This window comes from Synergistota bacterium (assembly GCA_021159885.1).
GTDB lineage: Bacteria > Synergistota > GBS-1 > GBS-1 > GBS-1 > AUK310.
This window is the reverse complement of sequence record JAGHDO010000033.1, coordinates 35,384-49,853: the sequence shown is the minus strand read 5'-3', so window position 1 is coordinate 49,853 and position 14,470 is coordinate 35,384. Positions and strand designations below refer to the sequence as shown.

Genomic DNA, 14,470 nt, shown 5'->3' with positions numbered 1-14,470 from the left:
TTGACTCGGGTTGGCGTTGTCGGGGTTGGAGCATATTTACCAGAGAAGATCCTTACAAACGAGGATCTTGAGAAAATGGTGGATACGTCAGATGAATGGATAGTAACGAGAACAGGCATAAGAGAAAGGAGGATAGCCCCTCCGGGAGTCTCTTCTTCTCATCTTGCATATGAGGCTGCTAAGAGAGCTTTGGATGATGCTGGGATCTCAGCTGAGGAAATAGACATGATAGCGGTTGCTACAAACTCGCCTGACACTCTGTTTCCTGCCACTGCCTGTAGGGTTCAGGCGATGCTTGGGGCTTCTCGTGCTTGTGCTTTCGATCTTCAGGCAGGTTGCACGAGTCCGATTTACGCCATGGCGCTCGTTGAGCCGGGAATAATGAGTGATCACTGGAAGAATGTTCTCGTGATAGGGGTAGAAACGCTATCTCGCGTGGTAAACTGGGAAGATCGCAACACTTGCGTTATTTTCGGGGACGGAGCGGGTGCGATCGTTATGAGGAAAGTTGAAACCGGGGGAATTATAGATTTTGATCTAAGAGCAGATGGAACCAAGGCGGATTATATCGAGCTCCCTGCTGGATTGGCAGCCATGCCTGCTTCTGAGGAGACAGTGAGGAAAAAACTCCACTCCGTTCATATGAAGGGAAATGATGTCTTTAAATTTGTGGTCAGGGTTATCCCTCCGTTTATGAAAGCTTTGCTTGAGAGGAACTCTATGTCGCCTGAGGACATAGATTGGTATATATTCCATCAAGCGAATATAAGGATAATGGATGCCGTTTTGCAAAGATTTGGTATAGGAAGGGAGCGGGCGATAATCAACATAGATAAGTATGGGAATACCTCAGCGGCTACTATTTTTATCGCTCTTGATGAGGCGGTCAAGGATGGAAGAATTAAGAAGGGAGATAAGCTCATGCTCGTTAGTTTCGGATCAGGAATGACCTATGGGGCGGTGATTTTGGAATGGTAAGGAGGTTTAAGACGCGCATCACTGAAATGCTGGAGATAGAGCATCCTATTTTTCAGGGTGGAATGGCTTGGGTGGCGAATGCTGATCTCGCTGCTGCAGTTTCTAACGCTGGAGGATTGGGAATAATAGGCGCTGGAAACGCTCCTCCAGAATGGCTTGAAAAGGAGATAAAGAGGCTGAAGGAGCTTACGGATAAGCCTTTTGGCGTTAACATAATGCTTCTTTCGCCGTTCGTTGATGATATCATAGAGCTCCTTAAGAAGGAGAGGGTCCCTGTGGTTACTACTGGAGCGGGTAGCCCTCAAAAGGTAATAGATGCCTTGAAACCTCTTGGGACAAAGGTTATTCCTGTTATAGCTTGTGTGGCTCACGCTAAGAGGGTTGAGAAGCAAGGTGCGGATGCAGTTGTGGCGGAGGGAACAGAATCTGGAGGGCATATAGGAGAGCTTACTACTATGGTGCTAATTCCTCAGATAGTTGATGCGGTGAACATTCCAGTTGTGGCTGCTGGGGGAATAGCTGATGGAAGAGGTTTCGCTGCGGCTTTGGCTCTCGGTGCGGAAGGGGTTCAGATGGGGACGAGATTTGTCTGTGCAGAGGAAAGTCCTGCTCATGTAAAGTACAAAGAAAGAATAGTAAAAGCTGGGGACAGGGATACGGTTGTTACAGCGAGGATTACAGGGCATCCTGTAAGGTGTCTTAAGAATAAACTATCCCGTGAGTTTGACAAACTTGAGGCTGAAAGGGCGCCTATTGAGGAATTTGAAAAGCTTGGAACTGGGAGACTTAAGGCTGCGGTGGTAGACGGTGATGTGGAGTGGGGATCAGTGATGGCGGGGCAGATAGCCGGGCTTGTCAAAGATATAAAGCCCGCTAAGGAAATAATTGAGGAAATAATCGAAGAAGCGTATGAGATATTGAGGAAACTTTCCGTTAAATATCTTGAGGGGTGAGATTGGATGAAGTATGCCGTGGTATTTCCGGGACAGGCTTCTCAATATGTGGGTATGGGAAAGGAACTTGCTGAGAAGTTTGAGATAGTGGATAAGACTTTAAGCGAGGCGGATGAGGCTCTTGGAATACCCATAAAAAAGCTTTGTTTTGAAGGGCCTGAGGATGAGCTTAAAAAGACTTATAATACTCAACCTGCTATAATGGCGGTTTCAATCGCGTTTTGGAGACTGCTGGAAGAGCTCAGGCTGGGGATAAAGCCTTCATTCTTTGCGGGACATAGCCTGGGGGAATACACAGCTTTAGTGGCATCTTCTTCTTTAAATTTTGCTGATGCGCTCAGACTTGTTCGGAAAAGGGGAGAGTGGATGCAGGAAGCGGTGCCGATAGGCGTTGGAGCAATGGGGGCTATTATAGGTCTTCCTCTTGAGGTTGTGGAGAATATATGCTCCGAGGCTTCAGAGGGAGAGGTTTTAACTTGTGCCAATATAAACTCCCCCAAGCAGATAGTCGTTTCCGGCCATAGATCTGCTGTCGAGAGGGCTCTTAAGATGGCTAAGGAACGCGGAGCTAAAAAGGTCGTGGAGCTTAAGGTGAGCGCTCCCTTTCACTGTGAGCTTATGAGAAGCGTGGGAGATAAGCTGTTTGAGGAGTTTCAAAAGGTTGAATTTAAGGACGCTGAAATACCTATTATAGCTAACGTGGATGCTGAACCCACGGTTAGGGCAGAAGACATAAAGAGGAAGCTTAAGGAGCAGACCTTCTCTCCAGTAAGATGGGTAGAGTCGGTTCAGAAAATGATATTTGAGGGCGTGGAAGCGTTTATAGAGGTCGGACCTGGAAAGGTTCTAAGTGGGCTTATAAGGTCGATAGACAGGAAGGTAAAGATATTGAGAATCGAAGATGAAAAAACGCTTAAAGAAACCCTTGATTTTTTAGAGGGGGTTATTTAAAATGAGCTTGCTTCAGAAGGTAGCTCTCGTTACGGGTGGATCTCGCGGTATAGGAAGAGCTATAGCCATAGAGCTTGCTCGAAGGGGAGCCAGGGTAGCTATTAACTATGCGAGAAATCGCGAGCTCGCGGAGAATGTCGCTAAGGAAATTGCTGAATTTGGTGGGACGGCGATCGTGGTGAAGGCTAACGTAGCTTCAGAATCTGAGGTTAAAGCCATGTTTAAGGAAATTTCTTCTAAATTGGGAGATGTCGAAATTCTCGTTAACAATGCCGGGATAGTTAGGGATACGCTTCTTTTAAGGATGAAGCTCTCTGATTGGATTGAGGTCATCGATGTGGACTTAAATGGCGTATTCCTGTGCTCGAGAGAAGCTGTAAGAGGGATGCTTAGGAAGAGATGGGGCAGGATAATAAATATATCTTCGATTATTGGTGAGATAGGAAACGTTGGACAGGCTAATTATGCTGCTGCTAAAGCGGGGGTGATAGGTTTTACCAAAGCTCTCGCCAAAGAGGTCGGTGCACGAGGAATCACGGTTAACGCTGTTGCTCCCGGTTTTATAGAGACGGACATGACCGCTAATTTGCCTGCGGAGATAAAGGAGCGCTTTCTTGAAGGAACCGCTTTAAGAAGAGCGGGTAAGCCGGAAGATGTAGCGAAGCTGGTGGCATTTCTCGCTTCGGAAGAAGCGAGTTATATAACGGGGCAAGTAATAAATATCGATGGAGGACTGGCAATGTAAGAAGGGGGGTGAACATGGTGGAGGATATCCTTGAAAGGCTGAAGAACATAGTTGTTGAAAAGCTTGGAGTGGATGAGGCTGAGATTAAGCCTGAAGCTTCCTTTGTGGATGACCTTGGAGCAGATTCCCTTGACATAGTGGAGCTCATCATGGCTATAGAGGAGGAATTTGACATTGAGATTCCCGATGAAGACGCGGAGAAGCTAACTACCATTGGAGCGGCTATAGAGTATATCAAGAATAAGTTGGGTATAGAAGAGTAAAAGAGGGGTGAAGCTCTTGCGAAGAGTCGCTATAACTGGCGCGGGTGTTGTTTCCCCAATAGGTATAGGAGTAGAGGAGTTCTGGCGAGGATTAAAAGAGGGGAAAAACGGTATAGATAGAATAAGCTCCTTTGATCCTTCCAACTATGACTCTCAGATGGCTGGAGAAGTTAGAGATTTCGATCCCTCTCCTTATCTTGAAAGAAAGGAAATAAAGCGCTTGGATAGGGTAATACAGTTTGCATATGTTGCTTCTGAACTCGCGATGAAGGATGCAGGTTTGGAGCCAGACAACCTTGAGCCAGAGAGATTCGGCGTATGTATAGGAAGTGGACAGGGTGGGATAATCACTTCCTTTAATCAGATTAGAGTTCTTCTTGACAGAGGACCGAGTAGAATTAGTCCCTTTTTCATACCAATGATGATAGTTAATATGTCTGGTGCATATGTGGCTATAAAATATAATGCTAAGGGGCCAAACTATGCGATAGTAAGCGCATGTGCATCTGCAGCGCATTCGATAGGAGAAGCTTTCGAGATAATTCGTAGAGGAGATGCGGATGTTATACTTGCCGGGGGAACTGAAGCTGCTGTCACGCCGATAGGCCTTGCTGGTTTTTGTGCTATGAAGGCTCTCTCTGTTAGGAATGACGAGCCATCCAAGGCCTCCAGACCCTTTGATAAGTTGAGGGATGGTTTCGTTATGGGGGAGGGAGCTGGTGTAATCGTCCTTGAGGAAATGGAGAGGGCAAAGGCGCGAGGTGCTAAAATATACGCTGAGCTGGTAGGATACGCTGCGAACTGCGATGCTTATCATATAACCGCTCCCCCTCCGGGTGGAGAAGGAGCGGCGCGTGCTATGCTGAGGGCTCTTGAGAAAGCAGGCGTTTCTCCTGACGAGGTTGACTATATAAATGCTCATGGTACATCAACGCCGCTGAATGATAAGACGGAGACAATGGCGATAAAGAAGGTTTTCGGAGAAAGGGCTTATGAGATTCCCATAAGCTCCACGAAGTCAATGATAGGGCATCTGTTGGGAGCAGCGGCATCTGTTGAGGTCATAGCTACTCTTCTTGCTCTCTATGAGGGTGTTGTCCATCCGACCATAAACTATGAGGTTCCCGATCCAGAATGCGACTTGGACTATGTGCCCAACGAGGCACGCGAGATGGACGTTAAAGTTGCAATAAAGAACTCCTTTGGCTTTGGAGGGCATAACGCGGTTCTGGTTCTCAAGAGGGCATGATTGAAGATCTCGAGCAGAAGATATCTTACAGCTTTTCTAAGAAGGAGCTTTTAAGGGAGGCTCTTACACATCCTTCCTATGCTCATGAGAAAGGTAGCGTGAGACATAGCGAGAGACTGGAGTTTCTGGGAGATGCTGTAATTGGACTGGTCATTACTGATTATCTTTTGCGAAAATATCCTGATAAGCGTGAAGGGGAGCTTGCGAGAATAAAGGGACATTTGGTCAGCAAAGGGACCCTTGCCTATCTTGCGAGGAAGATAGGCTTGGGTCCTTTTATTTTCTTGGGGAGCGGAGATGAAAAACATGGGCTCAGGGAGAGGGAATCCACATTAGCGAACGCTTTTGAAGCGTTGATAGGTGCTATATACTTAGATGGGGGATTTGAGGAAGCTAAGGGCTTTCTTCTTAACCAGTTTGAGTCGATTTTAAGCGAGATGGAAAAGTGTGTGTTTAGGAGAAAGGATCCAAAGACAGAGCTACAAGAAATTCTTCAGAAGAGGCATAAAGCGCTTCCCAAGTATGAGATCGTCTCGGTGAATGGTCCTGAGCATGAGCCTATCTTCAAAGTAAGAATCGTTTTTAAGGGAAAGGTTCTCGGCATGGGAACGGGTAGGAATAAGAAGGAGGCAGAGAAAAACGCTGCGAAGGAGGCTTTGAGTACACTGGATAGGTAAAATCCTGAGGTTGGTGCTATAATAAACTTAAAAATTTCTTGAAGGGAGTGGGAATTGCCGTGCTTGGCATTGAGGAACAGTTAAAGCTTATAAGAAGAGGGACAGTAGAAATAATAAACGAGGAAGAGCTTATAAAGAAGCTTGAGAGGGGAGAGCCTCTCGTGGTTAAAACCGGCTTCGATCCTACCGCTCCGGATCTTCATCTGGGACATACAGTTCTACTTAGGAAGATGATGCACTTTCAGGAATTAGGACATAAGGTCATTTTCCTCATAGGCGATTTTACGGCGCGCATAGGTGACCCCTCAGGGAGATCTGAGATGAGAAAACCTTTAACTCCGGAGCAGATAGAGGAGAACGCTGCGACTTACAAGAAGCAGTTCTTCAAGGTTCTTGATCCCGAAAAAACGATAGTTGCTTACAACAGCGAATGGCTTGGTAAGCTTTCATTTGCGGATATAATAAAGCTCGCGGGAAGGTTCACTGTCGCTCAATTTTTGGAGAGAGAGGACTTTGCTAAGCGCTTCTCAGAGGGTAGACCTATAGGCATCCATGAGCTTTTATATCCGATTGCCCAAGCTTATGACTCCGTTGCTCTAAAAGCTGATGTTGAGCTTGGCGGAACGGACCAGAAATTTAATCTTCTCGTTGGTAGAGAGCTTCAAAGGTATTTTGGTCAGGAGCCACAGGTTGCTATATTAATGCCTATCCTTGAAGGGCTTGATGGGGTTCAGAAGATGAGTAAAAGTCTTGGGAACTATGTAGGGATAGATGAACCACCTTTTGAGATGTTTGGGAAACTTATGTCCATTCCGGATTCCCTTATGATGAAGTACTTCGAACTCCTTACGGATTTTACGATGGAGGAAATAGAAACCTTCAAAAAGAATCTTGAAGCTGGTAGAGTGCATCCGAAAGATCTTAAGGCTAAGCTTGCTTTCAATATTGTCAAAACATACCACTCTGAGGAAGATGCTATCAAGGCAAAGGAGGAATTTGAAAGAGTATTTTCCAAGAAGGAGCACCCAAGCGATGTTCCACTAAAGGTTTTTCCCGAGGATGAGAAAAGGATAGTAGATCTTCTCGTTGAAGGAGGGCTGGTTTCAAGCAGAAGCGAGGCAAAGAGGCTGATATCTCAGGGAGGGGTTAAGGTAGACGGTTTGAGAGTGGAAGATATCGGTCAAGTAATAGACTTAGGCAAGGAGAGATTTATTCAAGTTGGAAAAAGAAGGTTTTTAAGAGTGAAGGGGGGCAAGGTCTGAGAGATGAGGTCGCGAGATATCACCTATGTGGCTCTCTTTACCGCCCTTACAGCTTTGGGAGCTCAGATATCTATACCTATAGGTGAGGTTCCTATAACGCTTCAGGTTCTATTTGTTCTTCTATCTGGTATGATGTTATCTCCTAAGTTGGCTTTTTTGAGTCAATTCTTTTATCTTCTGCTCGGTGCTATTGGTTTTCCTGTTTTCGCCGGGTTTAAAGGAGGAATAGCTCATCTTTATGGTCCTACGGCGGGGTATCTTTGGGGCTTTCCGCTTTCTGCACTTTTCGTAAGCTATCTTTTTGCGAGAAGCGAGGGGTATGGACGCAAACTGATTTCAGCCATGAGTGGTGTAGGAATCATATATTTCTTAGGCTGGCTTAGACTTGGCTTCTTCTTGAACGGTGATTTCTTTAGCGCCCTTAAGATAGGGGTTTTGCCCTTTGTGGGGATAGACATTCTAAAGGCTATTATAGCTGTGGGAGTGGCTGAAAAGGTTCTCGTTCTGCTACGTGTAAAAAGCAATAGGATTTAATTTACTTGCTATATTTTAGTTTTTGTGATAAAATTCTAAGTGAAGATTATCCCTGCGGTGTGCGTGTGTAAAGCTTGAGGGTTTTGAGCCAACACCAGAACCAAAGGGAGCTCTGCTTCCATCGTGGAAGCGTTCCGGCGCGGAAGCGATGGAGGGGGCACCCACCATGATGGGGCTGGGTTCAAAACCTCGGGCATGCGGCACCGCGGGGTTTTTAGTTTAGGCTTATGGGGTTGATATCTTATGGAAAGGTCTCTTTCCTGTAGGCTTGCACCAAGAAACTTAGATGAAATTGTGGGGCAGGAGCGTGTTATTAAAGCCCTCCGTAGCTTCATAGCGGAGGGCTTTTTGCCTTCCATGATTTTCTATGGACCGCCAGGGGTTGGAAAAACCGCTGTTGCGAGGGCGCTTGCTCGTGAGATCAAGGCTCAGCTTTTCGAGCTTAACGCTGCAGTTGTTGGAATAAAAGAGCTTCGGGAGGCTATAGGTAAGGCTATATCGACTCGTAAAATGGGGCTTAAAGCAATCTTGTTTATAGATGAGATATATCACTTTAACAAGCTACAGCAGGATATCCTTATGCCTTATCTTGAGAGAGGAGATATAACTCTGATAGCCACGACGGTTTATAATCCTTTCTTTGAAATAAACGCTCCCATAATATCCCGAGTTCTCGTGCTAAATTTTGAGCGTTTGGCGCCAAGCGATCTTAAGAAGGTGATATCCAAAGCGATGACGGACCCCCGAGGTCTTGGTGGGCGAGGCATAGGTATCTCTGAAGAGGCTATCGATCTTCTTATCAGGTTCTCTGGAGGTGACGTGCGTGCTTTATTGCAGAGATTAGAAGCATCTTTTTACATAGCAAAAGCGCAGAAAAAGCGCTTAATAGAGAGGGATCATGTTGAGCTTGCGTCAGACGTTAATATAGTCTATGATAAAGATGCGGATATGCATTATAGGATTATATCTGCCTTTATAAAAAGCATGCGTGGTAGCGATCCCGATGCTACACTGTATTGGCTGGCGAGACTTATATCATCTGGTGAAGATCCACGTTTCATTGCAAGGAGAATAGCCATATGTGCTTCGGAAGATGTGGGTAATGCAGATCCGATGGCTTTGCTTGTGGCTACCGCTGCAATGGAAGCGGTCGAAAGAATAGGAATGCCGGAGGCTAAAATTCCCTTAGCTCAAGCGGCGCTCTATGTGGCTCTTGCTCCCAAGAGTAACTCAGCTTATATGGGAATAAAGAAAGCACTTGAGGATATAAAAAGCGGTGAAATACAGGATGTTCCTAAGCATCTTCACCCGGGTTCTGAGGATTACAAATATCCGCATGATTATCCCGAAGGCTGGGTGGATCAGGAATATATGATAGAGGGAAAAAAGTATTATTACCCATCTGAGTGGGAGAAGGGTGGTGTGAAAAAGTGAAGGTCATAGACTTAAGGAGTGATACGGTTACGGTTCCTACGGAGGAGATGAGGGAAGCCATGATGAGGGCTGAGGTTGGGGATGATGTTTATAGAGAGGATCCAACTGTAAGGGAGCTGGAGGAGCTTGCTGCTTCTATATTTGCGAAGGAAGCGGCTTTGTTTGTCGTTTCTGGAACCATGGCTAATCAAGTTGCAATTATGACTTATACTCAACCTGGAGATGAGGTTATAGTTGGAAGACACTCTCATGTCTATAATTATGAAGTTGGAGCCATGGCTGCTCTTTCGGGAGTTCAGGCTATGCCCATAGATGATGAGAATGGAACTTTTAACTTGGAGGAGCTTGAAGATGCCATAAGAGGTGAGAATATCCATTTCCCGAGAACAGCGCTTATAACCTTGGAGAACACCCATAACAGAGCGGGAGGAACGGCCTTATCGAAAGAGTACATAGATGAGGTAGCGGATATAGCTGATAAGTATGGAATACCCGTTTATTTGGATGGTGCCAGAATATTCAACGCTTGTATTGCTCTTGGGGTGAAACCCTCCAAGATGGTAGAGAGGGTAGATGCTCTTATGTTTTGTCTATCCAAGGGGTTATCCGCTCCCATAGGTTCCGTTATAGTAGGTAGAAAGAACTTTATAGAGCGAGCGAGGAAGATGAGAAAGCGCGTGGGAGGCGGTATGAGACAGGCTGGAGTCATAGCTGCGTGTGGAATAGTGGCTCTTACTAAGATGATCGATAGATTGAGGGAGGATCATGAGAACGCAGAGCTTCTTGCGAGAGAATTATCTGATGTAAAAGGCATAATTGTGGAACCAGTGCCCGTGCGTACCAATATGGTATACTTTATGTTGTTGCCTGGTTCCCTGGATGCATATGAGCTTGGTAGAAGGCTTGCAGAGAAGGGCGTTAAGGTTAGCATAGTTTCTAAAAGAAGGATAAGACTTGTTACTCATAAGGATGTTTCGAGAGAGGATGTCATTACCGCTGCGCGGTTGATAAAAGAGGTGATTGAATCCACATGGCAGGAAAGATAGATCTTGATCTCTTAGATGAGCTGTTAAACTATCTTAAGAGGAAGGGAGCTCCCATAGTTGAGTTATATGCCGCTTGGGGTGAGGATTTTTCCGTATCAATGAGTGAAGGTGAGCTTGAATATCTTGAGAGATCTGAAGGTGGGGGAGTGGGGATAAGAATTCTCGATGAGGAAGGAAGAATGGGATTCGCACATGCTAATAATTTGGATTTAACGGAGCTTAAGAAGGCAGGGGAGGAGGCTTTAAGCAAGATGCCTCTTTCCTCTTCAGATAGATTTCGAAAGGTTCTCCCACCGAAGGGAGATTATCCGGATCCCCAGGTTTTTGATGATGGCATATTCTCCATATCTGAGGGAGAAAGACTCTCGTTTGTTAAGGAAATACATGAAAAAGCGAAAGAGGCTCATCCTCTTGTCCAAAAGGTACGAAGAGCAGAGTATAGCGATGGATGGTATGAGACCGCGCTTCTTAATAGCTTTGGAACGAGGCTTCTTAAGAAGGGGACCTATTTTTCCTGTGATCTCGCTGTTTTGGCTTCAAAGGGTAAGGACAGGGAAATGGGGTATTACTCTCAGGAAAGAAGGTTTCTTAGAGAGCTTGATGTTGAAACCGTAATTCACAAAGCGGTGGATAGAGCAGTCAGCCTGATAGGTGGTAAACGTTTGAAAACGCGAAAGGCCTCTCTTGTTTTCTCGCCTGAAGCTACAGCTGATTTTATCTCTCTTCTTTCATCTCTTATTTCTGCTGAAAACGTTCAGAAGGGGAAATCCCTTCTTATTGGAAAACTTGGTAAGAGAGTTGCCTCAGAATGTGTTTCCATCGTTGATGATGGCACACTTGATGGTGGTATCGGGAGTGCCCCCTTTGACGGAGAAGGCTTCCCTACAAGAAGGAAAATGGTCATAGATAGGGGAGTTCTGATGACTTATCTTCACAATACTTATACTGCTGCTAAAGACGGCGTTGAAACAACGGGGAATGCGGTTAGGGGATATTCTTCTGTTCCCGCAGTTGGATCCACAAATCTCTTTATTATGCCTGGTGAGAGGAATTCAGCGGATATCCTTGGAGACGTTAAGGAGGGATTGTATGTTCTTAGCGTAATGGGGCTTCACACGGTGAATCTGATTTCCGGGGATTTCTCTCTGGGCGTTTCTGGTTTATGGATAGATAATGGAGAAAAGGTTTTTCCTGTGAGAGGGATGACCATTGCGGGGAATCTTCTTGAATTTTTTAATAGCGTTGAAGAGGTGGGCAATGATCTTCAGTTTTTCAGAAGCGTTGGAGGAGCTACTCTGAAGGTAGGTGATTTGACGATTGGAGGAGAGTGAAGATAGTGAGAAAAAAGCGGTGTGTCATTGTCTTTTTGTCTCTCTTCTTGGTTTTGCTTCTTTCCTCGGTGGGGATTGCAGCAAACACACCAATTTTCATTAACGGGAAAAGGAAAGGAGCAGTTCCTACCTTTACCGTTAAGGGGATAAGATACGTCGCTATTAAGGATCTCGTTCAGACTTTGGGAGGAAAGTTTAAGTATAAGCCTGAAACTGGGGCTTTTAGCTTTGTACTTGGCGGTAAGCTTTATCAGCTTCAGCTGAATAATCCTACTGCTCTGGTTAATGGAAAGATAAGGCTACTTGACTATTTTCCCAAAGCGGTCGGAAACAAGATCTGCATTCCTCTTAACTTTATTCTATCGAATACATCTTTAAGGTTTGATCCCAAGCAGAACGTTTTATATGTGGGAGCGAAGCCTGCCGTACGTCAAGTTCCTTCTCTGCCAGGCAAGCCACCTTCCACTCCTGTCTCAACTCCAGCTATAGAAGTAAAGCCGGCGAAACCACTTGTTGTCGTTCCTCCGGCGAAAAAAGAGCCCCTTGTTTTTCTATCCCGGGTCAGGTATTACTCTTCCAAAACATATACGCGCATAGTTCTCGATCTTTCAAAGGTACCGAATTATAAGATAAAGGGAAACAGGGACCTTATAATAGTTGATTTGAGTTCTACGAAAGCACCAAGGAGAGAAACCTACAAGATAAGGGATGGCTTGGTTGGGGACGTTGAGGTCATTCCGGGGGAGAGGAACTCGCAGATAAGGATAAAAGTAAAAGGTTTTCCTCCTTACAGGGATTTTACTCTCAAACAGCCACCGAGACTTGTGATAGATGTTTTAAGAAAGGCTCCTCAAAAACCTCCTACTCCGGTGGTTCCTGAAACACCGTCTCGGCCTCAGAAGCTCTCTCCGCGGGGAGAAAAGGAGACCATTAAGATACGTCCTCAGGGTAAAGGGAAGTTTTTAATTGTTGTAGACCCGGGACACGGTGGCAAGGACCCTGGAGCCGTAGGTCCTCGAGGGACGAAGGAAAAAGATATAGCCTTAAGGGTGGCACTGTATCTGAAGAATGAGCTCATTAAGAGGGGCTACAGGGTGATATTGACTCGTAATAAGGATGTTTATCTATCCTTAAAGGAAAGAACATACATTGCTAATAGATCTCGGGCTGATGTTTTTATAAGCATACATTGCAATGCAAGCTTCTCTCCATCAGCGAGAGGAAGCGAAGTTTATTATATGGCTCTCCCGAGCGACTCGAGCGCTATGAGTGTTGCTCTTAGGGAGAATATGGAGATCGGATTGACGGGAGAGGAAGTAAAGCGCAAGACAGATATGCTTGTTCGAATACTTGCTGATATGATGAAGAACGCGAAAATAGACGAGAGTGCGAAATTTGCTGAGAGTCTTTATAGATCGCTTAAGAGAGGTTTAAGAATCCCCGTTAGAAGAATAGCGCAAGCACCGTTTTTCGTTCTGAGGGGAGCTGTTATGCCTGCCGTCTTGGTTGAGCTTGCTTTTATCACCAATCCTCGGGAGGAGACCCTGTTGAGAAGAGCCTCTTGGCAGAGGAAGGTGGCTATTTTGCTTGCTAAGGGTGTGGAGAACTACCTTTCCTCTGTGAGATGATGGGAGGATCTCGGTATGAAAAGATCTGAAAGGAGAAAGTATAGAAAACGAATATTGTGGGGAAGGGTTATATTAGCCATAATAATAGTTTCTTTAGCAGGTTGGGGAGGATATCATCTCGTTGGCTATCTTATGAAACGTACCCTTTTCTTAGGAGAGGAAGGGGGAGCATCGCATCCGTCGGTGGGGAAAGCGAAGCCGGCTGAGATTTCTCAAAAGCCTGAGCTTGCCAAGAGGCTTATTTATCTTTATCTTCCTGATCCTCAGAGAACGAGATTGATTAAGAAGGAAAAAGAGATAGTGGAAGGAAGCTTAGAAGACATGGTTAAGGAGGTTTTCAAGGATCTTGCGTCCGCTAAAGAGCAAGTTATTCCCTCAGGTACTGAGCTTAAGCATATCTTCATAGGGCGAGGAGTACTCTTTCTTGATTTTTCTAAGGAGATGGTTAGGAATCACCCTGGAGGTAGCAATGCGGAGATGATGACGATCTATAGCATAGTTAATTCTATTTGTGGGAGCTTCCCAGAAATAAAGATGGTCCAGTTTCTTATAGAAGGTAGGATTATGGATACTCTGAAGGGGCATATAGATATCTCTCTTCCTCTTGAGCCTTCCTGGAAGCTTAGGACGAGGGAGTGATCTTAAGTTGGATAGGATCGATGGAAGAAGCCCGGATCAGCTTAGACCCATAAGGATAGAGAGAGATTATTTAATTTATCCAGAGGGCTCAGTAAGGATAGAAATGGGCAAGACTCAGGTGATATGCACTGCGAGTGTGGAGGACAAGGTGCCGCCTTTCCTTAGGGGGACAGGACAGGGATGGGTTACTGCAGAGTACGCTATGCTTCCGAGAGCAACGCAGACTCGAACTCCCCGAGATTCAATGGTGAGGGGAAGACCTGCAGGGAGGTCCTTTGAGATCCAGCGAATGATAGGTAGATCTCTCAGAGCAGCAGTGGATCTCTCTAAACTTGGGGAAAGAACGGTTTGGATAGACTGTGATGTCATTCAGGCGGATGGTGGCACGAGAACTGCTGCTATAACTGGAGGCTTTGTAGCTCTGGTTGAAGCTATATACAAGCTTTATGAGGAAGGAATTATAGAGGACTTTCCCGTGAATTCTTTTGTTGCAGCGGTGAGTGTAGGAATAGTCGATGGAGTGAAGCTTTTGGATCTCTGCTTCGATGAAGATTTTAAGGCTGATGTGGACTTAAATGTGGTCATGAATGATAGAAGCGAGTATATAGAGATACAGGGGTGTGCAGAGCACAAACCGTTTTCGAAGAGGGATCTTGATGAGCTTCTTGAATTAGCATGGAAGGGAATAAAGAAGGTCATCGGGATTCAAAAGGCCGTTTTGGGCAGTATATCCAGGAAAATAAGCTCCTGATAGATGGGGACAGGTGTCCCTTGCAAGTC

At 45.5% G+C, this 14,470-nt stretch carries 15 protein-coding genes and 1 other RNA gene; all 16 read left to right on the top strand.

Going from position 1 to position 14,470, the window contains the following annotated elements:
* Window positions 1-978 (top strand): ketoacyl-ACP synthase III, encoded by a 978-nt coding sequence (locus tag J7M13_03270; GenBank protein ID MCD6363006.1) that lies wholly within the window; start codon window positions 1-3, stop codon window positions 976-978.
* Window positions 972-1,931, top strand: coding sequence for an enoyl-[acyl-carrier-protein] reductase FabK (gene fabK / locus J7M13_03265; protein ID MCD6363005.1), 960 nt, complete (start codon window positions 972-974; stop codon window positions 1,929-1,931). Before J7M13_03270 ends, fabK begins: the two co-directional genes overlap by 7 nt.
* A 6-nt stretch (window positions 1,932-1,937) precedes the next feature.
* Complete coding sequence (gene fabD, locus J7M13_03260) at window positions 1,938-2,882, top strand: ACP S-malonyltransferase (protein ID MCD6363004.1); 945 nt, start codon at window positions 1,938-1,940, stop codon at window positions 2,880-2,882.
* A gap of 1 nt (window position 2,883) precedes the next feature.
* Window positions 2,884-3,627, top strand: a complete 744-nt coding sequence (gene fabG / locus J7M13_03255; protein ID MCD6363003.1) for a 3-oxoacyl-[acyl-carrier-protein] reductase — start codon at window positions 2,884-2,886, stop codon at window positions 3,625-3,627.
* Window positions 3,628-3,644: 17 nt separating this feature from the next.
* Window positions 3,645-3,890: an acyl carrier protein gene (acpP, locus tag J7M13_03250; GenBank protein ID MCD6363002.1), complete on the top strand. Its 246-nt coding sequence runs from the start codon at window positions 3,645-3,647 to the stop codon at window positions 3,888-3,890.
* 7 nt (window positions 3,891-3,897) lie between these two features.
* Complete coding sequence (gene fabF / locus J7M13_03245; protein ID MCD6363001.1) at window positions 3,898-5,139, top strand: beta-ketoacyl-ACP synthase II; 1,242 nt, start codon at window positions 3,898-3,900, stop codon at window positions 5,137-5,139.
* Complete coding sequence (gene rnc / locus J7M13_03240) at window positions 5,136-5,816, top strand: ribonuclease III (protein ID MCD6363000.1); 681 nt, start codon at window positions 5,136-5,138, stop codon at window positions 5,814-5,816. The genes fabF and rnc overlap by 4 nt, the downstream gene beginning before the upstream one ends.
* Window positions 5,817-5,875: 59 nt before the next feature.
* Window positions 5,876-7,078, top strand: coding sequence for a tyrosine--tRNA ligase (locus tag J7M13_03235; protein MCD6362999.1), 1,203 nt, complete (start codon window positions 5,876-5,878; stop codon window positions 7,076-7,078).
* Between the two features lie 3 nt (window positions 7,079-7,081).
* On the top strand, window positions 7,082-7,612 hold the full coding sequence (locus J7M13_03230; protein MCD6362998.1) for a biotin transporter BioY: 531 nt from the start codon (window positions 7,082-7,084) through the stop codon (window positions 7,610-7,612).
* 46 nt (window positions 7,613-7,658) lie between these two features.
* A non-coding RNA gene (gene ssrS, locus J7M13_03225) (6S RNA) lies at window positions 7,659-7,828 on the top strand.
* A gap of 27 nt (window positions 7,829-7,855) precedes the next feature.
* Window positions 7,856-9,046, top strand: coding sequence for a replication-associated recombination protein A (locus J7M13_03220; GenBank protein MCD6362997.1), 1,191 nt, complete (start codon window positions 7,856-7,858; stop codon window positions 9,044-9,046).
* On the top strand, window positions 9,043-10,092 hold the full coding sequence (gene ltaE, locus J7M13_03215) for a low-specificity L-threonine aldolase (GenBank protein ID MCD6362996.1): 1,050 nt from the start codon (window positions 9,043-9,045) through the stop codon (window positions 10,090-10,092). Before J7M13_03220 ends, ltaE begins: the two co-directional genes overlap by 4 nt.
* Entirely contained in the window at window positions 10,077-11,423 is a 1,347-nt protein-coding gene (locus J7M13_03210; GenBank protein ID MCD6362995.1) for a TldD/PmbA family protein, read from the top strand. The genes ltaE and J7M13_03210 overlap by 16 nt, the downstream gene beginning before the upstream one ends.
* 5 nt (window positions 11,424-11,428) lie before the next feature.
* On the top strand, window positions 11,429-13,051 hold the full coding sequence (locus tag J7M13_03205; protein ID MCD6362994.1) for an N-acetylmuramoyl-L-alanine amidase: 1,623 nt from the start codon (window positions 11,429-11,431) through the stop codon (window positions 13,049-13,051).
* 15 nt (window positions 13,052-13,066) lie between these two features.
* Complete coding sequence (locus J7M13_03200) at window positions 13,067-13,690, top strand: GerMN domain-containing protein (protein MCD6362993.1); 624 nt, start codon at window positions 13,067-13,069, stop codon at window positions 13,688-13,690.
* Window positions 13,691-13,697: 7 nt separating this feature from the next.
* A complete protein-coding gene (rph, locus tag J7M13_03195; GenBank protein ID MCD6362992.1) occupies window positions 13,698-14,441 on the top strand; it encodes a ribonuclease PH in 744 nt (247 codons plus the stop codon).
* Window positions 14,442-14,470 lie beyond the last annotated feature (29 nt).